This window comes from Myroides sp. C15-4 (assembly GCF_050522745.1).
GTDB lineage: Bacteria > Bacteroidota > Bacteroidia > Flavobacteriales > Flavobacteriaceae > Flavobacterium.
Window position 1 is genome coordinate 1 of the sequence record NZ_JBMVQX010000011.1, and the last position, 26909, is coordinate 26909.

The following is a 26909-nucleotide window of genomic DNA, read 5'->3' on the forward strand; positions in this document are numbered from 1 at the left end:
TTTTTAATTTGTTGAACGTTGACTTTCATAGGAAAATTGAATTTTTATGGTCAACCTATGTCAGGGACGTACATGGTAAGTGGTGAATGGAAAGTGGAGAGTGGAAAGTGGTGAGTGGATGGTGGTGAGTGGATGGTGAACGTCACCAAAAGTCAAAAACCAAAAGTCAAATAACCAAAAGTCAAATAACAAAAAAAGCCTTCTATAACGAAGGCTTTTTGTATTTTTCTAGGTGAAACTCACCGTCAAAGTGACCATAAGTAAAATAATTAATCCAATCTCCGAGGTTGATATATTTCGATTGTTCATTGAGGTCAATGACCATGGGTAGATGACGGTGGCCGAATACGAAGTAATCATAGTGTTTACTTTCTAATTTTCGCTTGGCGTACAGCACAAGCCATTCTTTATCTTCTCCTAAAAATCGAATGTCCTCATCACCGGAAATCAACTTGTTTTTCACTGAGAGGTATTGGGCTAAGCGCACGCCAATATCAGGGTGTAACCAGTTAAATAACCACTTGGAAAATTTGTTGGTGAACACTTTTTTCATGCGTTTGTATCCTAAATCTCCAGGGCCTAATCCATCGCCGTGACCAATAAAAAATTGCTTGCCATTGATGGTGAATACTTGCGGCTCGTGAAAAACGGGAATTCCCAATTCCGTTTGGAAGTAGTTATTCATCCACAAATCGTGATTACCCACAAAAAAATAGATGGGAATGCCTTGGTCTTTAAGCTGTGCTAATTTACCAAGAACACGAACAAACCCCTTTGGTACAACTGTTTTGTATTCAAACCAGAAGTCAAAGAGATCTCCCAAGATGAATAAAGCACCCATGTCTTGTTCCTTTTCGTTTAGCCATTCCACAAAAAGCTGTTCTCTTGGTAAGCTTTTTTCACGCGTAGGCGCTCCGAAATGTTGATCAGAGGCAAAGTAGACGCCTTTAGTTGTATCAATTGTAAAATCCACAGTTGCTTATAAATTATCAGATTGAAACCACTCGGCATAAGAAGAATCCGTTTCTTGTAAACGCAAAGAATACAAGGCAAGGTTTTCTGGTAAGCGATTCTTGATTTTTTGAGCAAAGTCAATCACCATATTCTCACTCGTTGGTTGGTAATCCACCAAAATAACATGATGTCCGCGATCTTTTAACTCTTGTGCCAACTCAACATGAGGGGTGTTTTGATTAAAAACAGTAGCGTGATCAAAAATATCGACGATTTCCTCTTTCACTATTTTTTTTAGATCACTGAAATCAATTACCATCCCAAACTTGACATGAGATGAATCAGTAATTGGTGTGCCTATTACAGTAACAGCTAGTTTATAGCTGTGTCCATGTACATTGCGACATTTACCGTCATATCCATATAATGCATGACCTGTTTCGAAAGTAAATTGTTTTGTAATTCTAATTTTAGACATAACCAAAAATTTTGACAAAGGTAGTGAAAAATCTAGTTGGGTAGTCTGATATTGGGCGTGGATTAGGTTCTTTAGGTTTTTTTTAAAACAGACGATAGTTCAGTTGAACTTTTACCATGGGATAATATTCAAAGATTTTCATAAGAGCATCGGTATCTTCAAAGTTGTGTTCTTTGGTTGTCATTGTTTCTATATTTACGCCATTTTGTTTGAGGGTATACTTACCTGCAAATAAGAGACCCACTTCGAGTTTTGCCCCCAAACGACGGCGGGGAATTGCTCTTCCTACACCGATTCCAATATAGGGTTTTAGGGTATTGCCCAATGTGAGTTCGGCGTTTAATTGACCGTTGGTGATGTCAATTTTTTGTCCATTGAATTCGAGCGTTGGCCATTCATAAGGCGATTGCAATTCAGCTGGGCTTCCATCTTTGTTGGTGATACTACCGCGGGCAGTCAATTTGGTACTTCCGAAATAAAGTCCACTACTGAGGTAAAGGATGCCCTTTTTAAAGGGGTAATAATCGACCACTAGGTGACCGTGAACATTTCTTGCATCGCCTCGCATTTCATAATATACATTTTGACCAAAGGCTTCGTTTAATAAACCATAGGGGTCATCTAATGCAATACGATGCTGACGGGTGGTATAGCTGAAGGTATTGAGTCCTCCTTTGATGTAAAAATGGTTGACTAGGGGTGTTACAGCTTCAGCAGTAAACCCTAAAGTAGTGAGTCCAGCTGTAAGTGCTAGGTGATCGAAGGGCGTTGTGTTGTGTTCTTGATTAGGCTGTTGAGCATGAATAAAAGGAGGGTAAGCAAAGAAGAAGAACAACAGAATTTTGACTTTCATTTTTGATTTAAAGATAGCTTTTATACAAACACGACTATACGGGAAATCGTGTTTGTATTTAGCTATTTACGGTCTTTTTTATTTTTGTTTAAACGCTTGTAGCGCTTGTACTGTAAAGTCTGATAGCACTAATCGGCCTGAAATTTCTGCTCTTTCAGTCAATAGCGTATCCCAATGGGCTGTTCCTTCCCAAAAGATTTGTTTCATTTCAGCTAAAGCTTCGGGATTATAAGTACTCACGCGTGTTGCGAAGGTATGAAGCTCTAGGTCTAAACGCTCAATTGTATCATATACCTCATCATATAGGCCGTGTTGCTGTGCCCAAGTGGCTGTTTTCCATTCATGGGCAGCCAAAGACAGGGAAGTAAAAGCTGTTTTTCCTATTTTTCGCGATACTGCGGGTTCAATCACAAAAGGACCAATGCCAATGGCTAATTCTGATAATTTGATCGCTGCTTTATCTGTTGCAAAACAATAATCACAAGAAGCTGCTAGTCCTACACCACCGCCTACGGTTTTACCGTGTATACGACCGATGAAAATTTTAGGGCTTTTGCGAATGGCATTAATGACATGAGCAAAACCGGAAAAGAATTTTTTACCCGTTGCTGTATCTTGAATAGAGAGTAATTCGTCAAAAGAGGCTCCAGCACAAAAAGCTCCTGTGCCTTCGCTTTGAAGAATAACGGTAGTAACCGTAGTTGAGGTATTCAAGTTGTCAATGGCAGTCGTTAATTCTTCCAATAAAAGACTTGGAAATGAATTGCTTGCTGCACTATAAAAGGTAATTGTTGCAATTTTATCTGCTATATCCGTTTTTATATAGGCGTTTTGTTCCATACTAGTAGTGTTTTGTCAAAGGTACTAAATCTTCCTAAGGCAAAAAATGTTTAAGGGTATCGAATCATAAGAAGGACAAAAACATATTAACTTTAATTTTAATAAAATATTCACATAATGCGAAATTTTTTTTTTGTGTGTGTGATGCTGTGTAATTCTCTTTTTTTCGGCCTGTAACGTCTTTTAGTTTGGTTTAGCTGTTTAGTGAAAAAGGAGGAGTGAATGTAAAGAAAACAAAGAAGCAAGCAAAAGAAGTAAACCCATATAAAATAAGTGATTCGAACTGTTTTTACTGCGATAAGTACAGAATATTGTCACGGGAATACAGGCAAAATTAGCGTTTGCTTTGCCCTGTAAAAGACGTCTTTTTTTCAATACGATGTCTTTTTAGAACTACTTCAAAAAAGGCGATTATTTGGATTGATTCTCTTTAACCATATTTAAATAAATTTATTCTTTTTAATTAACGGTATGGCTTTTATTTTATTTTGATATTAACTTTTGCTATGACATTTATGTCTATAAATTTAAGAAATAAATAAGATTACTTCATTTCTTTAAGATGACGATTTTTGATTGAAATTCCATAAAAGCTTTATTATTTGTAAGTTATTGTTTATTTTTGTGTTGATTTTATAGAATAACATATAAAATCGTGAAGATATATTTATACCTTTTACTTCTAAAGCTATTAAAAAGCTAAAAAAAGCAGTAAAAAAAATACGTATTTATAGGAATAAAGGACATTTTAGTGCTTTTCTAATAATCTACTTGGGCTGAGTGGAAAAAGCGAAAAACGCGAAGAAAAAAAATAAAACAATACAACGAGATATAAGAAAAGAAAAAGTGTATTTCTGTAGATATTTTAAGTGGGATGCTTGAAAACTACGCAGGATTGATCGAAAAAAAACAGAATAAAGTATAGGAAGTGGACTTGGGCTAAGAAAGCAACCTATATTTTAAAAAAGGATAGACTGAAGTTGACTTGGGCTAAGGAAACTGAAGTGTATTGTAGAAAGGAATAGGTTTATGTCGACTTAGGGCTAAGTTGGCATAAACGTATTTTCGCAGAAAAAGGGAACCTAGGGCAAACTACGCCTTGGTGATAAACTGCGCATTTTTATTCCATATCATCACACGGTTGTGGTGATAGGATATCCTCCTCTATTTTTAGTAGATCTTTTGTTATGACACATGTGCCAATTACGCACATCGTTGTCGTGCTATGCATATACACCTTACGACGAATTTTTTTGAAAATAATATGTTTAACACACAACACATGAAAGAGAAAACTACTTTTTCCCTCTGGATGAGGGTGTTACTTTTTTTGGTACTTCTTGTGCCATTGGTCCACGGATATGGGCAGAATAGAGTTTTCGCAACTCGACTTTTTGAGCATAGTAATGTTACAGATCCAAACCACACTGTTGATGGAAATTTAGCAACTTCTGGAACATTGAAAGCCAAATTGATTTCCAATGGAAAACTTACGGTTGGTTTTGAAGAACCAATACTAGTAAATCAGGCGGTTTATATTAAAATTAAAGCAGACGATAACCAACTTTTACAACCTCTTTTGGGAGGTACCCTTGGCGGATTATTAGACGGTGTTTTAGGCGGATTATTGGGAAGTCACAGTTTCACTATTGATGCGTACAATGACGATACCTTAATTTTTAGTGAATCGACAAGTTCCATAAGTGGTAGTACGAAATTGCGAATTGTTCAAGATAAAGCAGGAGATTTTCTTATAGCAATTCGTGTTTCAGAACCATTTAATAAATTGAAAATTACAAATTTTAATAAAGGGTTAATACCTTTGTTAAAAGCAGAACTAGATGTATATGGAGCGTTTTATGAAGGAGATACATTGGCCAATTGTGAAAAACCCATTGGTACTTCTTTTGATTCAGCTGGGATTAAAATTGATTTATTAAAAGATTTAGTTGCAAAAAATTACGCTCATGCCATTGATGATGATCTAGAGACGTATTCTAAACTAAAATTCGGAGGAGGGGTAGTAGATATTAACTTAGGAGGTCATCTTTCGCAGTTTTTTTATTTTCCTACCAAATCCAGTGCAAATGCTTCGTTTAACATCAAACTCGGACCTGATTCGGGATTAATTACTGCCAATGTTATTAATTCACTTGAAGTTAGGGCATTTGATGGTGATGAGGAAGTGTATCTACGTTCGCTAAAGGGAGGTTTGCTGAATGGAACAAACCTGCTTAATCTCCTTGAAGATAAAGGATCTGCAGTACTTACATTTGCGCCAGGCTTACCTTTTGATCGCGTGGAGGTCCGCGTAAATAATACTGTAAATATTGGTGTCTTACAGGGGGGGATCCGCATTTATGATGTAGAGCGTTTTGATGGAGTAAATTGTATAAACCCTGAAATTTCAACACCAACACCAACACAAGTGCCTTTTGAAACGGCTAGTTGTGCTACTTCATTAGTTGAGTTTCAAAATGTTGATTTTCCAACCAATGTTTTGGATAATAACAACGAAACCTATGCTACATTATACGCAGATGCTGGAGCACTACTCGCTTCACCTGCGTCGCAAGGCATGATTCATATGGCTTATCCTAATCAGGTACCTGCGAATACTACGTCTTATATTCGAATTGATGCGGAAACAGATTTATTGAACTCCCTAGTGGGAGGTACTTTAGGTAAATTACTTGGTGATGTACTAGGCGTTGTATTAGGTAATCACTATTTTGAAATAGAAGCATATAATGGATCTACTTTAGTTTCTGAATCAACGAGTGCAAACGGATTTTCCTCCACGACAGGCGGAAAAATGACAGTTGTACAAGATCGAATAGGGCGTTATTATTTGGCGGTTACGCCTAATCAACCCTACCAAAGCATTAAAATCACAAATAAAGTATTGAGTATTCCCAATGGTGCTATTCGTACGTTGAAGGTATACAATATGTGCCGCGAAATGGGAACAGATGCTTGTTTTCCCCCGCAGTTTACTTCTTATGATATCTCGGGAATTAATGTGTCTGTTGGGAATTTGAATACTGCAGGAGTAACCAATCCATATCATGCTATTAGTGGTAATTCTTCTGAATATGCGGAAATTAGTACGGGGTTACTCGGTGTTGCTGCAACAGTAAAACAACTAATTTATTTTACTCATCCTTCTCAAGGAAACGATCAATTAAAAGTTCGTTTGCAGCTAGATCCATCGAGTTTGTTGAGTGCAGATCTGCTGGGAAGATATAGAATAGTCACTTATTTAGGTGATCAAGAGCAGGAAGTATTCACCTTACGACAAGGTTTAATTAATAATTTAGATCTATTAAGCTTATTTAAATCAGGTGGAACTCAAACCTTAACTTTTGATACAACGCAACTATTTGATCGTGTAGAAATTCAAGCTTCTACCCTTGTAGGTGTAGGAGTAACTCCACCAATTCGACTATACGATGTCAAACGCGTAAGCGCTAGTTGTCCTGAAACAATTACCCCATCGCCATTCATAGCGCCTATTTGTGCAACTACCTTAGTTGACGCAAGTAATGTCAATGACCTTTCTAATTTGTTTGACGATGATTTCGACTCTTTTTCAACCTTGCAATCAGGAGCAGGGTTTTTATTGGGCTTAGGCAACAAATTTGAAGGTTTTGTAGAGTTGGGTTATACTGATTCAATACCTGCCTATACTACTTCTTATGTGCGCATCGATTTTGAAGAAACAGCTTTAGAAAAGTTAATAGGTGGAAGTTTAGGTAACCTAGTAACGGGAGTTTTGGATGGATTGGTGTTTGGAAAGCACGATTTTGAAGTTCAGGTAAAAGATAAACAAGGAAATGTAATTCTAAATAGAAATACATACACGACTAATGCTTCTTCAAGTGAAGGAACTATTAAAGTTGTGGTAGATAAAGAAGGTCGTACTTATTTGGCTATTACGCCAACTAGTGCTTATCAGTCTGTTCGAATTATTGATAAAACCAATAGTGCTTTAGGACTACTTTCACAACCCAATAGCATGAACGTATATGGGATGTGTTACGAAACAGCAATGGATCCTTGTGTAGCTGCTTTTGCTACTTCTTACGAATATGAGGGAGTGAATCTGTCTGTAAATGCATTAGGTGGTGCTGGAGTAACCAATCCTGAACGTGCGATTGACGATAACACTACCCATGCGTCAAAATTAAGTTTAGGTACGTTGAACGTTGCAGGACAAGTTAAACAATGGTTCTATTTTAATTCCCTTTCAGAAATCGGCGATGTGACAAATATTCGTCTGAAAGCAGGAACAGCTGGATTGGTGACGCTTCCTATTTTAGAAAAATTGGAAATTGCCGCTTATAAAGGAGATACCTTCGTGGATCGCTTGGATTGGGATAATGGATTATTACAAGGTACAGAGGTGCTGGAATTACTCAACTCTTCTAGTATCATTGACCTTCCATTTAAACCCAATGGACAGTATGACCGCATTTCGATTGGACTCAAATCTTTAGTTAGTGTAGATGTACTTTCTTCACTCGATATTTATAAAGTAGAACGATTGTGCAAACCACTTGGATCGGATCAAAAACTCGTTTCTTGGAAATCGTACAAAGTAAATGACGATGCTACTGTTACTTCGGTTTCAGGTGGTGAACAAGTGGAATATACCATCCATGTGAAAAACGTAGGTGATACTCCGATAAGTCAATTTAATATTACAGATAAATTGCCAGCAGGAACAACGTTTTCTTCAGCGATAGAAGGACATCTCTCAACTGATGGTACGGAAGTACTTTTTGATTTTTCTGGCACAATGAACCCAGGAAGTGAAAGACAATTTGTATTTCATGTAATGGTTCAGTCGGATTTAGCGGGGATCTTAGAGATTAAAAACATTGCTTTTACCAAAGAAAGCGGTTCTGATTTGAGCTACCCTTCTTATCCTCCTGTAGATAATACGAATCCTACAGAAGCAGATATGACTAAAAGCCCAGGAACGATTATTCACGTATCTCACGTGGCTAGTTTACCTAAAGCAATTATTACATCAAACAAAGCACAAGATTTGTGTGCGGAAGAAACCTTTGTTTTAGATTCTAATATTTCGAATACAGAGGCAGATACGTACCAATGGTACTTTAATGGAGAAGCTATTGATGCTACTATTGCAGGTAGTACAAATCCAAATTATGGAAAAGAAAAAACGTTAGAGACCAATCATGCAGGAAGTTATACGGTTGTGTATACAAAAGGAGCGGAGGTCGCGGAATCATCAGACCCTTTTGTGGTAACTCAACTTCCTTCGGCTGTTATTCAATTTTCTGATAGTCAACGTATAAATGTGACTATTCCACAGGGTCAAAGTACAGTAACGGTAACCTTGCCAACAGCTTCTGTTCCAGGAGCAAATGGAACTGAAACGATAACGTGGTATAATAATCATGCAGCAATATTTGATGGCACATCTATCACATTTGATACGCCTGGCGTTTACGTTTTAACAGTAGTGGCTACAGCTCTAAATCAATGTGAAACATTTGAAAATGTTATCGTAACGGTGTATGATAGTAGTTTATGTCCACCAACAATCGAAAGAGTATACGCTACAGGTTCATCAAGCTGGGGATCTATCATTACAGGAGGTGTAAGTGGGACCAGCAATACCATTGATGGAGATCCAACAACCCATTCTACTTTGACTACGGGTATAGGTCTTCTAGGTATTGGTACAGTATGGCAAAATATCTACTTTGAAGAAGAAGTGGCTGCAGGTACTCCTGTAACCATTAAGCTTGGAAAACAATACAGTGGATTGATGCTCGCTGGAGGTATCTCAGTTGTAGGATTAGATGCCAACGGTAATACAATCGGAACATTAAAATCCGTTCAAGGTGGTTTATTAGATTTATTAGCCGCGGATAATGTAGTGGAATTTACTTTCGTTCCATCTAATAGCAGTGGTCCTAAAAAATACAAAGGAGTTCGCGTTTCTCAAGGATCTTTGTTGAGTGTAGCTCAAATTGCCAAAGTTTACCATGCCTATTATACGGAAAATGTAAGTGCATTTTCACCTAAATACTGTGAGCCCGTTTCAGATCATGTGCATCCAGCTGTATTAGATGTACTACATGGCGTTCAAGATTTAGGATTAGGTGTAGCTAGTGCAACCGCTTCGGTGGTGAATCCATGGAATGCAGTAGATGGAAATCTCGAAACGCATGCTACCATATCTAGAGGTGTTGCTGTATTGAATGCGGCAAGTTTAACCGTAATCTTCAAACAACAAGCCATGCCTGGAGATAAATTGCATATCGTAACAAAGGTTCCAGGAAATCCAATTTTGAGCTTAGAATTAATCAAAGGATATAAAATCCAACGCTATTTAGGAGACCAAAAAGTAGGAGAAGAAATTGATGGAACAAATGGGGCTCAAATTCTAGATTTGAAACTACTTGGTCTTGGCTATCGCAACAAGTACAAAATGATTATCAAAGAAATTGACCAACCCTTTGATCGCGTTAAGATTTCGTATGGAAGTGTTGTTGGTGTACTTGGTGACTTTACTAATATATACGAGGTAACAGTAGCGCCTCGAATTGATGTTGGAATTGATATCGAAGAAGAATACCTAGATATGTGTCAAGGAGGAGTCTTGACGATAAACGTAAAAGATGGATGTTCTACCTATGAAGTCTATGCCGAAGAAACTGGAGGTACTCCGCTACCAACAGATGGATTGAACAACTTCAGATTACCGTATTATCTGCCTGAATACCAGGATGAATTACCTGAAGATGCAGGTTTAGGACCAAAATACAGCGTCGTTTATGTACAAACCTATCGAAATGGCTGTGTCATTGGAAGAAGATTACCTATTCGATTGAATATGAGAAACTGTTCAGTAAAATCAAACCTGAACGTTACACAACAAATTAAATAAGATATACTAGAGAATTAAAAGATAGAATAAAATGAAAAAAATAATAGTAGCAGCTGCAGTTTTAGGAGCATCATATTTTTCACATGCTCAGGTTGGTATCGGAACACCAACACCTATCACGTCTACACAATTGGATGTAACAGCTACAGATAAAGGTATTTTAATTCCCCGTGTTGCATTAACTGCAATCGATGTGTTCAAACCGATTGAAGGAGCACAAACTGAAAGTTTATTAGTATATAATAGTAGCGATGCTAGTATTCCAACTGGATTTTATTATTGGGTAGATGCCAAATGGAATCGCATTGTTGGTAAAGCGGAGCTTGATCAAGTAATTGAAAATTTAGGCGATAATATCACCAATATTGAAGGGGATATCAAAAATTTACAAGCCGTAATTAATTATATCGTACCATCTAATCCTGGAAATGAAGATCCTACTTCACCTACTCATACAACCGTAGTGTATGAAGGAGGAAAATTCTATACCGTAACCTATGATGTAACGAATAACGAATACACAACCCAAGAGATCGATTTCAACGACCTTGTGAATGGAGTGGAAACAAAAACATTCATGAGAGAGGTAAAAAATGCAGACGGAAAAGTAAAAGGGTTAATCTACTTTTCGGAACAAACGATTATCGATTGGTTAGCAGCAGATGAGGCAAATACAATTGACACTATTCCGAATAACGCGCCTGGAGCCATGCCTATCGAAGTAACAGATATCGTGGTAAACAATGTGCAAGAGATCTTAGAATCACCAACAAACATTACCATTACCACAGTTGAAGGGGATAAAACGTTTACAACAGTTGAGGAATACTTACAGTATATTACTCAATTCTCTAACGGAAATGTGATTTATACGGAAATCGAAGATCCAGCTAATGCAGGTCAAACAATTTGGGCGTTCCAATACTGGGATGAAGCAAGCAATACGTATAAAATCATCGACATTCAAGGTTTAGTAGAATCCGCTGAAACCAATACAACGATTGTATCGTACAACAACAAGCAGTACTACTTATCTGAAGCCTACATCAAAGCAGGTGGAGAGACAGATCCAGCAAATTGGACGTCTGTTCCAGCGGGTGCAATTCACGTTGATGTAGTGGGTGGAGTAATCAACAACATTCAAGAGATTTTAGAATCTCCAACGAATATCACTATTACGACTGTAGAAGGAGATAAAACGTTCACTACAGTTGAGGAATACTTACAGTATGTTACGCAGTATTCAAACGGGAATGTGATCTATACAGAAATTGAAGATCCAAATGATGCAACCAAAACAATTTGGGCATTCCAATACTGGGATGAAGCAAGCAATACGTATAAAATCATTGATATTCAAGGTTTAGTAGAATCCGCTGAAACCAATACAACGATTGTATCGTACAATAACAAACAGTACTACTTATCTGAAGCCTACATCAAAGCAGGTGGAGAAACAGATCCAGCAGCTTGGACATCTGTTCCAACAGGTGCGATCCACGTTGATGTAGTTGGTGGAGTAATCAACAACATTCAAGAGATTTTAGAAACTCCAACGAATATCACTATCACGACTGCTGAAGGGGATAAAACGTTTACAACGGTTGAGGAATACTTACAGTATGTTACACAGTATTCAAATGGAAATGTGATCTATACGGAAATTGAAGATCCAGCCAATGCAGGTCAAACAATTTGGGCATTCCAATACTGGGATGAAGCAAGCAATACGTATAAAATCATCGACATTCAAGGTTTAGTAGAATCCGCTGAAACCAATACAACAATTGTATCGTACAACAACAAACAGTACTACTTATCTGAAGCCTATATCAAGGCAGGTGGAGAAACAGATCCAGCAGCTTGGACATCTGTTCCAACAGGTGCGATCCACGTTGACGTAGTGGGTGGAGTAATCAACAACATTCAAGAGATTTTAGAAACTCCAACGAATATCACTATTACAACTGCGGAAGGGGATAAAACGTTCACAACAGTTGAGGAATACTTACAGTACATTACAAAATTCGGTGAAGGCAATGTGATCTATACGGAAGTTGAAGATCCAAATGATGCAACGAAAACGATTTGGGAATTCCAATACTGGGATGGTGCGAAATACGAATCAATTAGCATTGGTGATTTAGAAACCAAAACACAAATCAAACGCTCAGAAGTTATCACGGATGCTACATTGCCAACTTTTGGAGCGGTACGTACAGCACCAGTAGCTGCAGATGTGAAAAAAGGTGAAATCTTTTATGAATATAGTGCAGAAGGAAATCAAAAAGATTACATCAACATGACGGAAGACATCTTAAACTCAATCAACAATAACGAGGAGATTAAGAATGCCATTACGAATGTATTGAATCTAGGAGGGAATGTATATTTTGGCGATCACGATGGCGATGATGATAAAGGTAATGATGCAACTCCACACGTATTTTATCAAGTGATTACCCATCTTGATGGTACAAAAGAGAACAAAGAAATTGAATTACCTGCGTCTTTCTTGGTGAATTTGATTAATAAATATAAAGACATTATCAAACAAACATTAGGCGATCATATTACTAACGTTGGTGATACAGTTTACACTGGAAATGTGTATAACGGATACAAAGTGTATTTAGGAAAAGGAGCAACGACGATTGCTGCTTATTCTGCTGTTGCAACACCTGTAGCGTTTACTATTGTAGAAGATCTTAAAAAGATCAATCAAGTATTAGCTATTAAATTGCTTGATGCGGCTGGTCATGTTGTTACGGCAAATACAACAGATGTTGAGGTTGTTGATGGAGTCCAAATTAAGTTTAATATCGGTGTAGGGAATCAATATATCATGTTACCCGCAGGCGATTACGAGGTTGTAGTAGAGTACACATCTAATGAAGAAGTGACTCAACCATAATATAAATTAATCAATAGCGAAATGGTGGGGATACTTCCTTATACGACAGTACCCCATCATTTTAACCTTAAATTCAATAATAAGATGAAAAAGATATATTTAGGATTCATGTTTTCCGTATTGAGCACTGTAGCTTTTGCTCAAACTAAAGTAGGGGGAACCCCATCAATCAACCCAAATGCAATGCTTGAAGTTGAAGCGTCAAATAAAGGATTGTTATTGCCTAGGTTGGAACTAACGAGTACAACAGATGCAAGTCCCTTACAAGCTCATGTAGCGGGGATGACGGTTTACAATACAAAAAGAGACAATGATGTAGTACCTGGTTTCTACTATAACGACGGATCAAAGTGGCAACAAATGGTCACATCAGACAATAAAGCAGTAAAGTTTTTCTATATGCCTTCGATTGTGTTTGATACTACTGTTGTTGGTGATGGTGCAAAGGATTTATACCAAGAGTATGTGAATCAATTTACCTTGACAGGAAATACAGCGAGTAGTGTGGGTGCCCCTGCGGTAATCCCTCATTTTCCAGAGGCGACAGATTTATATTACTATGTGACGGATTACGACGCTACTGTTTTTTCGGATATCCTAATTACAGCAGACGGAAAGATGACCTATAAAGTAATTGGAGCAGGTAACCCTTATTCGATGATGAATATTGTTTTCGTTGTTAAAGAATAAGCCTAAAGTAAAGAAGATGATAAACCATAAAATCTTGCTTTGTACTTGTTTTTTAACTGGGGGATTCGCTTTTGGACAAACCGTTAATTATGGCGGTTTGTACATTATGCCTAATACTGAAATGGCGACGCTATTCCCAATGGAAAACAAAGAAAACGCAACGGTATTCAACAACGGGACGTTGTATGTCTACCGCGATTTAACCAATGATGGGTTGTTTGATTTTAGAGAAGACGGAAAACTGAAAAATTCAGGTAAAACGATTTTTACTTCCAATCAACAACAGGCAATTAAAGGGAGCCAATTGATCCGTTTCAATAACCTTGAACTAAATAACGCTACTGCTGAAAGTGCCTTTTTACTCCAAAATGATATTGCAGCAAAAGGAGAAGTTGACTTTTTAGACGGAATTGTAACCGTGGAAGAAGGAAAAGCCTCTTTTGCCTTTTTGAAAGGAGCCAAAGCGAATAATCCGACAGATGCGAGTCATGTCGATGGAACGGTAGACAAAGAAGGAAAGGAAGCCTTTTCGTTTCCCATTGGAAACAAAGGATATCACCGTCCAGCCTATATCACCGCACCAGAAAAGGATACAGAGGTATATGTTGGCGCATATAAGTATGACGACAAAACCTTTTTTAACGAACGCTCGAATGCCGCTGGTGTGATCAATACGTTGAATACAACTGAGTACTGGTATGTGGATAAAGGAAGTAAGGAAGAAAAAAATGTAATCCTTGAATTAACATGGGATGATCGTACAACTTCTCCTGCTGTTTTAGCTACACCAGAAAAAGACCTTCATATTGTACGTTGGGATGAAGACAAAAAAATATGGGTAGACGAAGGTGGAATTGTCGATGTTAGTGCCCGTCGAATTTCAACACCAACTACGGTAAAGGGCTTGGGGTATTTTACCTTGGCGACAGTAAAAACAGATTGGTTATTAGAAGGAGATGTCGTGATTTATAATATTGTGTCTGCTGATGGTGATGGGGTTAATGATTACTTTTTTATTGACAATATTAACCGATTTCCAAACAACAGTGTTCAAATTTTTAACCGATGGGGAGCCAAAGTGTTTGAAACGAAAAATTACGATTCAAACGGAAATGTTTTTGACGGTTACTCTAAAGGAAAGATGACATTCAATGACAGTGAAAAATTACCTTCTGGAACGTATTACTATGTACTTGTGTACGAAGTAGAAAAAGAAGGTGTGACCAGAACCATTAAGAAAGCAGGGTATTTACATTTAGAAACAAAGTAATAGTAAGGATGAATTTTTTAAACAAACTCAAAAAAGTTGGTACAGCCTTAGTATTAATAAGCGCTGCTCAACAAGGTTTTGCACAGCAAGAACCCCAGTTCTCCCAATATATGTATAACACCTCTATTTATAACCCCGCCTATGCAGGTACAAGAGAGGTATTGAGTTTATTCGGAAACTATAGAACACAATGGGTAGGATTGGATGGTGCGCCTAAAACAGCGAGCTTCTCTGTATCTACACCTATTAATGAGTCCAATGTAGGAATTGGATTTTCTTTCGTTAATGAGAAAATCGGAATTATGGATGAAAATAATATTGCCGTAGATTTCTCTTACAAAATCAAGTTAAACTATCAGTATCAATTGGCCTTCGGATTAAAGGCTTCTGCTGATATCCTAAATGTGGATTACACCAAAGGACACCCTTTTGATCCATCGGATATCACGATTCAAGAAAATATTACCAATAAATTCACACCCAATATTGGAGCAGGAGTTTATTTGTATTCCGATCGTTCTTATTTGGGATTGTCTGTGCCTAGTTTCTTAGAAACGCATCGCTATGACGATAATGAGGTAACAACGATGAAGCAAAAGATGCAACTTTACCTTATGGGGGGGTATGTGTTTGAAGTAAATCCCGATATTAAGTTCAAACCGGCATTCTTGATGAAAGCCGTACAAGGAGCACCTGTACAGCTGGATTTGACAGCAAACTTTTTGTTCTTGGATAAATTTACAGCAGGAGTAGCTTATCGTTGGGATGCTGCCGTTAGTGGATTAGTTGGATTCCAAATCAATGAAACCCTCTTTGTAGGGTATGCCTATGATGCAGATACCACCAGCTTACGCCATTACAACAGCGGTTCACATGAATTTTTCTTGCGTGCCGATATCTTTAATCGCTACACCAGAAAAACATCACCGCGTTTCTTCTAATCTAAATGATGATACATTATGCAAAAGAGATTTATTACTTTACTAGTTTTATCTTCAATCGCGTTGACAACATCAATAGGATGGGCACAAGAAAAGCGTGAAAATAAAGCAGATCATAAGTTTGAAAAGTATGAGTATATCAATGCTATTGAAATTTATGAGAAAGCCGTAGAAAAGGGATTCAAAAGCGTGAATGCGCTACAGAAATTAGGGGATGCCTATTATTTCAACGGAAAATTAACTGAGGCAAATAAGTGGTATGACGAACTCATTCAATTTGCCAAAGAAAAACAAGAATCGCTAGGCTCAGAATACTACTACCGCTATGCGCAAACCCTGCGTGCGATGCAGCAATATGAGCAAGCCGATGCGTATATGAGTACCTTTACTTCCATGGAAGAACAGGATTCACGTGCACAACTATTCGAAGCCAATAAGAATAAGTACAGAGCCGAGATCGAAAAGCGATCCAATCGCTACGAAATTGAACCTTTGCCAATGAATAGTCCCTATTCTGATTACGGTGCAACGATTTACAAAGGACAATTGATTTATACGTCTGCTAGAGCTTCCGAAACAGTATCGGGAAGCAAAGTACACAAATGGACCAACGAAGCCTATACGAGTTTGTATGCTTCAACCATAAATAGCGATGGAACATTCGAAGAACCTCAGCTCTTCTTTAAAGACGAGCGCAGCGATATCAACCAGTCCACAGCTGTTTTTACAAAAGATGGAAAAACCGTGTATTTTACTCAAAATGCGGGAGCGATAAAAGATGAGGTACAGCAGAATAAGTATAAAAACGCACTGTTGCAATTGTTCCAAGCCACGTTGCTAGAGGATGGAACGTGGAGCAAACCCGTTGCACTAACCATCAACGATCCTAAGGCAAATAACGCCCATCCCGCACTTACACCCGACAATAAGTGGTTGTACTTCGTATCAGATCGAAGTGAATCCATCGGGCAAAGTGATTTATTTCGCGTAGAAATAAAAGAAGATGGCAGTTTTGCTAAAGTAGAGTCTGTTGGAAAGCAAATCAACACTGAAGGACGTGAAACTTTTCCGTTTATTTCCAGTGATTATATGCTTTACTTCGCTACGGATGGACGACCGGGCTTAGGTGGATTGGATATCTTCATGGCCAAAATAAACGTTGATGGTTCTTTTGGTACCGTTACCAATATTGGAGAACCCATGAATAGTCCTGCGGATGATTTTAGTTACTATTTTGATCCAAAAGCAAAAAAGGGATTTGTGAGTTCGAATCGTACTGGCGGTGCTGGCGGGGATGATCTCTACTTAGTACAAGAGAAAAAAGAAATCGACTGTAAACAAAGTATTGATGGTTTTGTATTTCATGCTGCTACACGAGAAGCTTTAGCAGGAGCAACGATCACCTTGTATGACGCAACGTACACAGCACTAACGCAAGTGCAAGCGGATGAACAAGGGAAGTTTAGTCTTGCTGACCTCGATTGTGGAAAGAAATACCGTTTGAAAGCAGAAGCAACTGGATTCCAAACTAAGGAAATCGCACAAACGATGGGGTATGAATTACAAGCCGTCGAGCAAGTTGAAATTGGACTTGAACCTGTGCAAGAAACCATTACCGAATCCGATGACTTATTTAAAAAGCTGAGGTTAGAGCCGATTTATTTCGATTTTGATAAGGCTACAATTCGCCCAGATGCTGCAGCTGAACTAGCTAAAGTTGTGGAAGTATTGAATATGTATCCAAACATTACTATCGATGTTCGCTCCCATACAGATAGCCGCGGTAATGATGCTTATAACATGCAATTATCAGAGCGAAGAGCGAAGTCAACTATGCAGTGGATGATTAAACAAGGCATTGATCCATCGAGAATCTCAGGAAGAGGATATGGAGAAAGCCAGCTAATTAACGAATGTCAAAATGGTGTTCCATGTTCAAAAGAACAACACCAAGAAAATAGAAGAAGTGAATTTATCATTCTCAAAATGTAAATTGACGTTTTTCGTTTTGACCACTAAATAGATAAGAAAATCTAGCAATAAAAAAGAGCTCCCATACGGAGCTCTTTTTTTATTAGGTCGATAACATATTAGGTGGGGGATCTATTATGGTTATATATGGATTCGAATGGATGACAGGTTTGTAGAAGTATAGCGCTGTACTAAAATTGTCCGATTTCTTCTCAGGATAGGTTGCACTTACTTGCGCAAGAAAGAAAGTCTCACATGAAATGTTTAGTGCTTTACAATTCTTACGCTTCGGTGTGGTTTCCGTGTCTGTTGTCGTAGAAGAGCCTAATTTGTAGGCGTACGTAGTCGCAATAGGGCAAAAAGATTGCCGAGTCTCACAATCTTGAGGGGAAAAAAAATTAATCTTTTCAACACCTAGCAAAACCAAGATGAGACACAAAAATTGGGCAATATGTTTGTTGTACTTCTGCATGAATCAAACAAATATATTTAGTTTTTTGTAATCTTCCTTTTCTTTTAGAAAAAGTTTAGCAAGCAAAAGACGAAAACAAAAAAAGGAGAGCCGATTCGTTTAATGTGATAAGGAATTGATTATCTTTAAATTACAAAGAGTTTAATTCAAAAAAACATGAAAAAAGCACTCGTATTAGCAGTAGCCGTGGTCTTCTATTCTTGTAAAGACAATACAAAGACTACAGCCGCAGCTGTCATTCAGCCCCAAGCAGCAGTCGTGCAAACAACTTCTATGGATTGGCTTTTGGGCGATTGGAAGAGAATCAATGACCAAAAGGGAAGAGCAACTTTCGAATCGTGGAAGAAAATAAACAATGACCAGTACGAAGGCATTGGTTATACGTTGTTGCAAATGGATACGATCAGTAAAGAATACATGAAGTTGGAGCAAATTCAAGGACAATGGAGTCTAGTAGTACGAACTTCTGACGATGCAGATAGCATTCAATTTGATGTAGAAAACCTACAAGAACAAGCGTTTGTTTGTGTCAATGAAGCCCATGATTTTCCTACTCATATTGCCTATCAAAGGGAAGGAGAAACACTCAAGGCCAAAGTATCAAACAAAGAGATGGAAATTGATTTTACGTTTGTTAAAAAGTAGGATAATTTAAGTATTGGAGGTCCTAGAACAATCAAAAGTTACTTTTAAAACAATAGACGATGTTTTGATAGAAGACACAAAAATAAATAGAAAACGGTGAAGTAGAAGATGAAAGAAGTATTTCTTTACTTTCACTAGAAACAAAAAAAAGACCTAATCTCTTGATTAAGTCTTTTTTATTCGTAGCGAAGACGGGAGTTGAACCCGTGACCTCAGGGTTATGAATCCTGCGCTCTAACCGACTGAGCTACCTCGCCTTATATTGGACTGCATTATTTTGTTAATGCGAGTGCAAATATAGAACAAAATATATAGAATGCAAGGCATTAAAGCCCGATTTTATATAGAGTTTTAAATTTTAACATTTGTTTTTTGTTTTCATTTACTTATCCTATTTGTAATCAAGGACTAACAGTTACTGTTGGCGGAAAATAAAAAAAATAAAAAAAACGTCTCGACTAAGCTTTCGGTTTAACCATCTTCCCAACGGTGTAATTCAAACCAAAGGCTGCAATTAAAAAGAGGGATCCCATGACAATCCACAAGATGTCATAACCAAAGTAGGTAACTAGTTTGGTACCTAAAATCGGAGAGATAATAAAACCTATGGCAAAAGTTAAACCATTAACGCCCATATAAGAGCCCTTGCTATTATCATCCGCGCGCATAGCGGTTACCGTTGAGGTATAAGGAAAGATCAGCATTTCTGATATACTCAAAAAAGTAATAGACAAGAAAATAGAGAGGATGCTATGATCCAGTAGGAAAATACCAAAAGCCAATGGTGCAATTAGTGCCCCATAGAAAATGGTTTTTTGCGTTGTTAAATGGCGTTCAGCCATGTGAACCAACAACATTTCAGTTAGGAAAATTAGCAAACCACTATACCCCAACACAATTCCAATCTCTAGTTCCGTGAGTCCACCAACTTTTTCGTAAAAGATGGGTAGGGTACTGAATAGCTGTAAAAAGGCGATCGAATACAACGTACAGAACAAGCTGTAGAATAAGAATAAACGATCCTTATATGGAGATTGACGTTGAGTTGTCGACATGCCCAAAGCGATCTCTTCCTCCTCTTCAGCGATGGGGGTCGGTTTAGGATTTTCTTTGCGCCCTTTAAAGAAATAGATAAAAACAACGGCTGCAAAGAAAGCTGCCCCTGCATTGATGTAAAACAATAAAGCATACGAAATGGCCGCTAACATACCTCCCATAGCAGGACCAACAGAGAACCCCAAGTTAACTGCCATTCGGTTTAAAGAAAAAGCACGGGTAATATTCTCAGGTCGCGCGTATTTGGTGATTGCCACAGAGTTCGCAGGACGAAACATCTCGCTGATGGTACTCTGACAGAAAATCATCACTGCCAAGCTAATCACCGAAGTAAAGTGGGGGAGTAAGATAAACATGGGAATACTTCCCAATAAACTTAAATACTGTAATTTGTAGTTTCCGATTTTGTCTGTTAGCCAGCCTCCTAACATGGAGCCAATCATCGAACCAAGTCCATAACACGCTAAAACATAGCCCGTTTGTTCGTCTTCAAAATGGAGCTCCTTTGACATATAAACACCTAGGAAAGGAAATACCATCGATCCGGCTCTATTGATTAACATAACGATGGCTAGCATCCAAGAGGCTGAGGATAATCCTCGGTAAGAGTCCAGATAAATTTGGTATATTTTTCTCATAAAGCGTTTAATCTATATAATCAGGGTTTGGGTTTTTCTTTTTTGAGCTTTTCAGCTTCTCGCATTGCGTTGTAGTAAGCCGCTCGGCTTAACGGTTCATATTCATCAGTTTCACCAAGCATAACAATAGCCTCATTTTCGGCCTTTCGGTAGCTGTAATGTGCCAGATTTCCTGTACGGGTACACACCGCGTGTACTTTCGTGACGTATTCGGCAGTAGCCATTAAGGCAGGCATCGGACCAAATGGATTTCCTTTGAAGTCCATGTCTAGACCAGCAACAATAACGCGAATACCCGAATTGGCTAAATCATTACACACATTGACAATCTCAGCATCAAAAAATTGCGCCTCATCAATGCCAACGACATCACAACCACTCGCCAATAATCGAATGCTATCTGCCGTGGGAACAGGCGTTGATCGAATCTCATTCGCATCGTGTGAAACGACGTATTCATCGTGATAACGCGTATCAACAGCAGGTTTAAAAATTTCGACTTTTTGCTTGGCAAATTGGGCTCTTTTTAATCGGCGAATCAGTTCTTCTGTTTTTCCAGAAAACATTGATCCACAGATTACTTCGATCCATCCAAACTGTTCTTTGTGATTAACGGGAATTTCTAGAAACATTTTGTAATTTTCGGCCTGAAACCAGTAGTTTTTTTGTTACTTTGTGAAGGACAAATTTATCAAAAAAAGCTTGTATAATTTACTAATGAAATTAAAAGTTATGAAGAAAGTCTTAGAGGGAGAGTTGTTGAGCATCGTTCATCGCGTATTGCAGATGAAAGATACAGATGTAGATAAGTTATATGTTGAAGCCAAAGAACTGTATGAAAAGCTTCAAATTTTAAAATTTTATCAAGATAACCTAGCGTTAGGACTTGTAAAAGACATCACTGAAGATCAGTTAGTAGAGAAGTTAAGTGCCGTAGCACTTGCTCAGACAAGTGAAGTAGAAACACCAACACAAATCGAAACAAATCGACAAGAGGAGGAAGAAAGATCGCAAATCCCTACCGATTTATTGGCGGAAGACTATCCCATTGTCGTAGAAGCAGAAAAAGAGGTTGTTGTGGACTTTGAAGCTTTGCCTTTCGATACAGCGGAGGAAAAAGTTGAAGAAGAGGAAGTAATAGAAGCACAACTGGAAGAGGAAGAAGCAGAAATAGAAGGTCCTGAATCAAGGATTGAAGAGGAAATAATGGTAGCAGCTGAAACGGACGCTATCGAGGAGGAAGAGGAAGAATTGGGCATTCCTATTGCCGAAATCGAAGAGATTACAGCGAAGGAAGAAAGTACAGAAGAAGAGGATAATTGGACAGAGGAGGAAGAAAATGAAGAGGGAAATGAAGAGGGAAATGAAGAGGAAGACGATTGGACCGAAGAAGATGTGTTGGAAATAGAAGAAGAATTAGCAGATCAGGCTGTAGCTGAAAGAGCAAATTCTGCGATTTTCGAAGAGGAGGAAGAAGAAACTGAGAAGCAAGAGGAGGAAGAAGTGGTATTTGCACCGCTAACAGCGAATCAACGCGAGGATAATCCTTTTGAAGGCTTTGATTTTGGAGAAATTGAGTTCATCCGAGTAGAAGACATCGCAAAAGAAGACACCATCGTAGTGGATGACAGCATGTTTGAACGCGTAGTTGCAGATGCAGCAGCTTCAACGGAAGCAGAAAATCAACCAACTGCGAGTTTCTTTGCGCAACAAATACAAGAGGAAGAAGCAAAGGAAGAAGAAGAGGTGAAGGAAGAAACAAAAGGGGATAACCAACAAAATATGTTGTTTAACTTAGATCAAGTTTCGGTACGAGAACCTCGAATTGTCAAAAAATCGATCAATGATATTTACCGTGGTACGATTATGGTAGGATTAAATGATCGCATTGCATTTGAAAAACACTTGTTTGCTAATAGTTCAGAAGATTTTAATCGCGTATTGTCTCAATTAAATACAGTGAGTACGTACGATGAAGCAAGAAGTTTTGTGGAGCACTTGGTCAAACCAGAGTACAACAATTGGGAAGGAAAAGAAGAATATGCAGAGCGTTTTATGACGCTAATTGAAAAGCGTTTCGAATAAAAATTATGGGGAAATTATACGTTGTACCAACGCCGATTGGCAACTTAGAAGACATGACCTTTCGCGCAATTAAAGTGTTGAAAGAAGTAGATTATATTTTAGCGGAGGATACGCGAAATAGCGGCAAGCTGTTAAAGCATTTCGAAGTGAATACGCCGATGATGAGCCATCACATGCACAACGAGCACAAAACGGTAGAAGGTTTAGTCAAGCGCATGCAAACGGGAGAGACCTTTGCATTAATTTCAGATGCAGGTACTCCAGCAATATCAGATCCAGGCTTTTTATTGACAAGAGCATGTGTCGAAAATCAAATTGAAGTAGAGTGTTTACCTGGAGCAACGGCTTTTGTACCTGCCTTGGTTAACAGTGGATTGCCCAATGATAAATTTGTATTTGAAGGATTCTTACCAGATAAAAAAGGTCGCCAAACGCGTTATTTGCAGTTGGCAGAAGAAACGAGAACCATGATCATCTACGTTTCTCCTCATAAATTAGTGAAAACACTAGGGGAGTTTCAAACCTATTTTGGTGAAGATCGCATCATCTCCGTTTCTCGTGAGCTGTCGAAATTACACGAAGAAACCGTTAGAGGTTCCGTTTTAGAGGTCCTCAAACACTTCGAAGAAAAACCACCCAAAGGCGAAATCGTCGTAGTGGTATCAGGTAAAAAATAAAAAAACAAAAGGAGTTGTACACAAAGGGTATGACTCCTTTTGTTTTTTACAACTTCTTCAGCTGAATGACAAGAGTACTCCCGTGTTTTTTTTGCCAAAGAGGACTAATTACGTCAAGCTATACTAAAACCAAATTTATTTGCCGTTTTTTATTCTGATTTACAAGGAGAGAACAGAGAAATTGACGCCGAAGGACGGTTAATTATTAACGTTTTAAAAGGGTTAATCCTTGAAATTTTTTGATACATTTGATAAAAATGATACTAGATTATGTCACATAAAGTTACCACTACTTGGTTAGAGAATATGCAATTTGAATCGACGAATCCAAGTGGAGAAACCATGCGAATAGATGCAGGACCAGAAAATGGAGGAGACAATAAAGGGTTTCGTCCTAAAGCCTTGATGCTATCTGCTTTGGCAGGATGCTCAGGATTAGACGTTGCTTCTTTAATCAAAAAAATGAGATTAGATGTTGCTGATTTTAAAATTGAAACCGAAGGACTACTAACGGATGAAGATCCTGCTGTATACCATACTGTGCGTGTAGATTACCATTTTTATGGCGATAATCTCGATGAAGCCAAACTAAAAAAAGCCGTTGATTTATCGGTCGAAAAATATTGTGGAGTAATGCATATGTTTACGCAATTTGCGAAAGTAGAAACCACTATTCATTACCATAAACAACAATAATGCGGTGGACCTTAAAAGAGACAAAAGACCAAGAGAGTGTTGACCATTTAGTTCGCGTATTGGGTATTGATCCCATCTTAGCCAAGCTTTTGGTTGATCGTGGAATTACAACCTATGAGCAAGCGAAAAGTTTCTTTCGCCCTGCTTTAGAGGAATTGCATGACCCCTATCTGATGAAGGATATGGACAAAGCAGTTCAACGAATTGAACAAGCCATTGAGAACAAAGAAAATATAATGGTTTTTGGCGATTATGATGTGGATGGCACTACAGCGGTAGCGTTAGTCTATTCGTATATCCAAACGTATTATTCTCAGGTAGATCGCTATATTCCAGATCGCTATAAAGAAGGGTATGGCGTATCGTATCAGGGGATTGATTATGCAGCAGATAATGATATTAAGCTAATTATTGCACTTGATTGTGGGATTAAATCCATTGAACACGTCGAATATGCCAAGCAGAAAGGAGTTGATTTTGTGATCTGTGATCATCATTTACCCGGTGATCAAATTCCAGATGCAGTAGCCGTACTCGATCCCAAACGCAGAGATTGCACCTACCCTTATGATGAATTGTGTGGTTGTGGGGTAGGATTTAAATTAGTACAAGCGTTAGCTGCTAATCGAAATCAGACTATTGAAGATCTACGCCCTTATCTCGATCTGGTCGTAACGGCTATTGGAGCAGATATTGTACCTATTACAGGTGAAAATAGAATCTTGGCCTATTTTGGTTTAGAGGTGATTAATAGCAACCCGCGCCCAGGAATAAAAGCACTGCTTAATGTATATAAGCAAAGTAATTATACGGTTAGTGATATTGTTTTTAAAGTTGCACCGAAAATTAATGCTGCAGGACGAATACAACACGGCAATTACGCCGTTGACTTGTTAACTCGATTTTCGATGCGAGAAGCCGAAGAAACAGCAGAAATGATTATTGCCTTTAATGAAGAACGCAAAGTATTAGACCAAAACATTACAGAAGAAGCCAAAGATCAGATTATTGAAAATAGAGAAATTAACAATAAGTCGACGGTTGTTTTTCATCAGTCGTGGCACAAAGGAGTAATCGGCATTGTGGCTTCCCGTCTGATTGAAACCTATTATCGACCAACCGTTGTATTTACGGCTAGTGGAGATGTGCTAGCAGCTTCTGCTCGATCGGTTAAAAATTTTGATCTCTATGCGGCTTTAGAAGCGTGTTCGGATGAATTAATTCAGTTTGGAGGACATATGTACGCCGCAGGGATGACGTGTAAGAAAGAAAATTACCACAAGTTTAAAGCCAAGTTCGAAGAGGTGGTATCTAGCACCATATTGGAGCGAGATTTAATACCAGAAGTAGAAATAGATGCAATTCTTAATTTCGCTGAGATAACGCCCAAGTTCTGTCGGATATTAAGACAATTCGAACCCTTTGGACCGGAAAATATGAGTCCAGTTTTCTTGACTAAAAACGTCTATGATACTGGATATGCACGTGGATTAGGAGCCAATCAGGAGCACCTGAAAATGTATGTGAGACAACGCGGGCATCTCGATAAAGGCTTTAGTGCCATCGGATTTTCCTTTGGTAAGTTCTTAGATGATATACAAAATCGTTCATTCTTTGATTTAGTCTATTCGATTGAAGAAAACGAATGGAAAGGTGAAATTAACAATCAGTTGCAAATCAAAGACATGCAACTTGTTTGAAGCAAAAATTTAACTAAATATAATTTTATTGATTTAAAATGAAAGTAGCAGTAGTAGGCGCTACCGGCATGGTAGGAGAGATTATGCTAAAAGTATTAGCAGAACGCAATTTTCCAGTAACAGAATTAATACCTGTTGCTTCCGAACGCTCTGTCGGAAGTGAGATCGAATTTAAAGGGAAGAAGTTTGTAGTACAATCAATGGCCGATGCTGTAAAGATGAAACCTGCTATAGCCCTTTTTTCTGCAGGTGGAACAATCGCTATGGAATGGGCCCCTAAATTTGCAGCAGTAGGAACTACCGTGATTGATAATTCATCGGCTTGGCGAATGGATCCAACCAAAAAATTAATCGTTCCGGAAATCAATGCATCAAGTTTAACCAAAGAAGATAAAATTATTGCCAATCCCAACTGTTCAACCATCCAATTGGTGATGGCATTGGCACCATTAAATAAGAAATACAAGGTAAAACGCGTCGTAGTTTCTACCTATCAATCCATTACAGGAACAGGGGTTAAAGCGGTGAAACAATTGGAGAATGAATACGCTGGTGAAAAAGGTGATATGGCATATCCTTACCCTATCCACAAAAATGCATTGCCTCATTGCGATGTTTTTGAAGCCAATGGATATACGAAAGAAGAAATGAAATTGGTCAATGAAACCAAAAAAATATTAGAAGATGATACGGTATTAGTAACAGCTACTGCAGTGCGTATTCCTGTTGTGGGTGGACACAGTGAAACCGTAAATGTCTCTTTTGAACGCGATTTTGCTGTCGAAGATGTACGTCGATTGTTGCATGAAACTCCTGGCCTTGTTGTACAGGATAATATTGATACCAATACGTATCCAATGCCTATTTATGCACAAGGAAAAGACGACGTTTTTGTTGGGCGAATTCGCCGAGACGAAACGCAACCCAATACATTAAATATGTGGATTGTAGCAGATAACTTGCGAAAAGGAGCCGCTACAAATACCATTCAAATTGCCGAATATTTAGTTGCTAATCAACTGGTATAACGAACCAATTCACAAGATAGAAAAGGTCAATTCCCTAGGGAATTGACCTTTTTTTATTCTTTTGAAACAGGAA

Annotated in this window: 18 protein-coding genes and 1 tRNA gene; 12 read left to right on the forward strand and 7 right to left on the reverse strand. The window is 38.2% G+C overall.

The features are described from left to right. Positions 1 to 202: 202 nt before the first annotated feature. The 4 genes from ACPDHL_RS06985 to ACPDHL_RS07000 form a co-directional block, all read right to left on the reverse strand. Positions 203 to 973, reverse strand: a complete 771-nt coding sequence (locus tag ACPDHL_RS06985; protein ID WP_182625855.1) for a UDP-2,3-diacylglucosamine diphosphatase — start codon at positions 971 to 973, stop codon at positions 203 to 205. 6 nt (positions 974 to 979) lie between these two features. Next, entirely contained in the window at positions 980 to 1432 is a 453-nt protein-coding gene (locus tag ACPDHL_RS06990) for a 6-pyruvoyl trahydropterin synthase family protein (protein WP_430532068.1), read from the reverse strand. Positions 1433 to 1514: 82 nt separating this feature from the next. Next, positions 1515 to 2285 carry a hypothetical protein gene (locus ACPDHL_RS06995; RefSeq protein WP_430532069.1) on the reverse strand — a complete coding sequence of 257 codons (771 nt, stop codon included), beginning with the start codon at positions 2283 to 2285 and terminating at the stop codon, positions 1515 to 1517. A gap of 78 nt (positions 2286 to 2363) precedes the next feature. Beyond that, a complete protein-coding gene (locus ACPDHL_RS07000; RefSeq protein WP_430532070.1) occupies positions 2364 to 3125 on the reverse strand; it encodes an enoyl-CoA hydratase/isomerase family protein in 762 nt (253 codons plus the stop codon). A gap of 1282 nt (positions 3126 to 4407) precedes the next feature. On the opposite strand from ACPDHL_RS07000, the gene ACPDHL_RS07005 reads away from it, so the two are divergent. The 7 genes from ACPDHL_RS07005 to ACPDHL_RS07035 all read left to right on the forward strand — a co-directional run bounded on the left by ACPDHL_RS07005 (position 4408) and on the right by ACPDHL_RS07035 (position 18956). After that, positions 4408 to 10053, forward strand: a complete 5646-nt coding sequence (locus ACPDHL_RS07005) for a DUF11 domain-containing protein (RefSeq protein WP_430532071.1) — start codon at positions 4408 to 4410, stop codon at positions 10051 to 10053. Between the two features lie 31 nt (positions 10054 to 10084). Continuing rightward, positions 10085 to 12967, forward strand: coding sequence for a hypothetical protein (locus tag ACPDHL_RS07010; RefSeq protein WP_430532072.1), 2883 nt, complete (start codon positions 10085 to 10087; stop codon positions 12965 to 12967). Between the two features lie 84 nt (positions 12968 to 13051). Further along, positions 13052 to 13657 carry a hypothetical protein gene (locus ACPDHL_RS07015; RefSeq protein WP_430532073.1) on the forward strand — a complete coding sequence of 202 codons (606 nt, stop codon included), beginning with the start codon at positions 13052 to 13054 and terminating at the stop codon, positions 13655 to 13657. Between the two features lie 16 nt (positions 13658 to 13673). Continuing rightward, positions 13674 to 14927: a gliding motility-associated C-terminal domain-containing protein gene (locus ACPDHL_RS07020; protein WP_430532074.1), complete on the forward strand. Its 1254-nt coding sequence runs from the start codon at positions 13674 to 13676 to the stop codon at positions 14925 to 14927. 8 nt (positions 14928 to 14935) lie between these two features. Continuing rightward, positions 14936 to 15868: a PorP/SprF family type IX secretion system membrane protein gene (locus ACPDHL_RS07025; RefSeq protein ID WP_430532075.1), complete on the forward strand. Its 933-nt coding sequence runs from the start codon at positions 14936 to 14938 to the stop codon at positions 15866 to 15868. Between the two features lie 18 nt (positions 15869 to 15886). Next, positions 15887 to 17860 carry an OmpA family protein gene (locus ACPDHL_RS07030; protein ID WP_430532076.1) on the forward strand — a complete coding sequence of 658 codons (1974 nt, stop codon included), beginning with the start codon at positions 15887 to 15889 and terminating at the stop codon, positions 17858 to 17860. A 607-nt stretch (positions 17861 to 18467) separates the two neighbouring features. Beyond that, positions 18468 to 18956 carry a DUF6265 family protein gene (locus ACPDHL_RS07035; RefSeq protein WP_430532077.1) on the forward strand — a complete coding sequence of 163 codons (489 nt, stop codon included), beginning with the start codon at positions 18468 to 18470 and terminating at the stop codon, positions 18954 to 18956. 183 nt (positions 18957 to 19139) lie between these two features. Here ACPDHL_RS07035 and ACPDHL_RS07040 read toward each other — a convergent pair. From ACPDHL_RS07040 to ACPDHL_RS07050, 3 genes are all read right to left on the reverse strand, one after another. Further along, positions 19140 to 19213 (reverse strand) — tRNA-Met (locus ACPDHL_RS07040). Between the two features lie 201 nt (positions 19214 to 19414). Beyond that, positions 19415 to 20650: an MFS transporter gene (locus tag ACPDHL_RS07045; protein ID WP_430532078.1), complete on the reverse strand. Its 1236-nt coding sequence runs from the start codon at positions 20648 to 20650 to the stop codon at positions 19415 to 19417. A gap of 20 nt (positions 20651 to 20670) precedes the next feature. Beyond that, positions 20671 to 21282: a thymidine kinase gene (locus ACPDHL_RS07050; protein WP_182625843.1), complete on the reverse strand. Its 612-nt coding sequence runs from the start codon at positions 21280 to 21282 to the stop codon at positions 20671 to 20673. Positions 21283 to 21382: 100 nt separating this feature from the next. Between ACPDHL_RS07050 and ACPDHL_RS07055 the strand changes: the two genes are divergently transcribed. The 5 genes from ACPDHL_RS07055 (at position 21383) to ACPDHL_RS07075 (ending at position 26836) form a co-directional block, all read left to right on the forward strand. Further along, the gene (locus ACPDHL_RS07055; RefSeq protein WP_430532079.1) at positions 21383 to 22735 is read left to right on the forward strand and encodes a hypothetical protein; all 1353 of its coding nucleotides are present in this window, start codon (positions 21383 to 21385) and stop codon (positions 22733 to 22735) included. Between the two features lie 5 nt (positions 22736 to 22740). Further along, a complete protein-coding gene (rsmI, locus tag ACPDHL_RS07060; protein WP_182625841.1) occupies positions 22741 to 23412 on the forward strand; it encodes a 16S rRNA (cytidine(1402)-2'-O)-methyltransferase in 672 nt (223 codons plus the stop codon). 270 nt (positions 23413 to 23682) lie between these two features. Next, positions 23683 to 24108 carry an OsmC family protein gene (locus ACPDHL_RS07065; RefSeq protein WP_182625840.1) on the forward strand — a complete coding sequence of 142 codons (426 nt, stop codon included), beginning with the start codon at positions 23683 to 23685 and terminating at the stop codon, positions 24106 to 24108. After that, positions 24108 to 25808: a single-stranded-DNA-specific exonuclease RecJ gene (recJ, locus tag ACPDHL_RS07070; RefSeq protein WP_182625839.1), complete on the forward strand. Its 1701-nt coding sequence runs from the start codon at positions 24108 to 24110 to the stop codon at positions 25806 to 25808. Before ACPDHL_RS07065 ends, recJ begins: the two co-directional genes overlap by 1 nt. 38 nt (positions 25809 to 25846) lie before the next feature. Next, positions 25847 to 26836: an aspartate-semialdehyde dehydrogenase gene (locus tag ACPDHL_RS07075; RefSeq protein ID WP_182625838.1), complete on the forward strand. Its 990-nt coding sequence runs from the start codon at positions 25847 to 25849 to the stop codon at positions 26834 to 26836. Positions 26837 to 26909: the final 73 nt, after the last annotated feature.

Bases quoted from the DNA above. Each gene is read 5' to 3' on its own strand.
- ACPDHL_RS06990 (WP_430532068.1), bottom strand. From the start codon at position 1,432: ATGTCTAAAATTAGAATTACAAAACAATTTACTTTCGAAACAGGTCAT.
- ACPDHL_RS06995 (WP_430532069.1), bottom strand. From the start codon at position 2,285: ATGAAAGTCAAAATTCTGTTGTTCTTCTTCTTTGCTTACCCTCCTTTT.
- ACPDHL_RS07000 (WP_430532070.1), bottom strand. From the start codon at position 3,125: ATGGAACAAAACGCCTATATAAAAACGGATATAGCAGATAAAATTGCA.
- ACPDHL_RS07005 (WP_430532071.1), top strand. From the start codon at position 4,408: ATGAAAGAGAAAACTACTTTTTCCCTCTGGATGAGGGTGTTACTTTTT.
- ACPDHL_RS07010 (WP_430532072.1), top strand. From the start codon at position 10,085: ATGAAAAAAATAATAGTAGCAGCTGCAGTTTTAGGAGCATCATATTTT.
- ACPDHL_RS07015 (WP_430532073.1), top strand. From the start codon at position 13,052: ATGAAAAAGATATATTTAGGATTCATGTTTTCCGTATTGAGCACTGTA.
- ACPDHL_RS07020 (WP_430532074.1), top strand. From the start codon at position 13,674: ATGATAAACCATAAAATCTTGCTTTGTACTTGTTTTTTAACTGGGGGA.
- ACPDHL_RS07025 (WP_430532075.1), top strand. From the start codon at position 14,936: ATGAATTTTTTAAACAAACTCAAAAAAGTTGGTACAGCCTTAGTATTA.
- ACPDHL_RS07030 (WP_430532076.1), top strand. From the start codon at position 15,887: ATGCAAAAGAGATTTATTACTTTACTAGTTTTATCTTCAATCGCGTTG.
- ACPDHL_RS07035 (WP_430532077.1), top strand. From the start codon at position 18,468: ATGAAAAAAGCACTCGTATTAGCAGTAGCCGTGGTCTTCTATTCTTGT.
- ACPDHL_RS07045 (WP_430532078.1), bottom strand. From the start codon at position 20,650: ATGAGAAAAATATACCAAATTTATCTGGACTCTTACCGAGGATTATCC.
- ACPDHL_RS07050 (WP_182625843.1), bottom strand. From the start codon at position 21,282: ATGTTTCTAGAAATTCCCGTTAATCACAAAGAACAGTTTGGATGGATC.
- ACPDHL_RS07055 (WP_430532079.1), top strand. From the start codon at position 21,383: ATGAAGAAAGTCTTAGAGGGAGAGTTGTTGAGCATCGTTCATCGCGTA.
- rsmI (WP_182625841.1), top strand. From the start codon at position 22,741: ATGGGGAAATTATACGTTGTACCAACGCCGATTGGCAACTTAGAAGAC.
- ACPDHL_RS07065 (WP_182625840.1), top strand. From the start codon at position 23,683: ATGTCACATAAAGTTACCACTACTTGGTTAGAGAATATGCAATTTGAA.
- recJ (WP_182625839.1), top strand. From the start codon at position 24,108: ATGCGGTGGACCTTAAAAGAGACAAAAGACCAAGAGAGTGTTGACCAT.
- ACPDHL_RS07075 (WP_182625838.1), top strand. From the start codon at position 25,847: ATGAAAGTAGCAGTAGTAGGCGCTACCGGCATGGTAGGAGAGATTATG.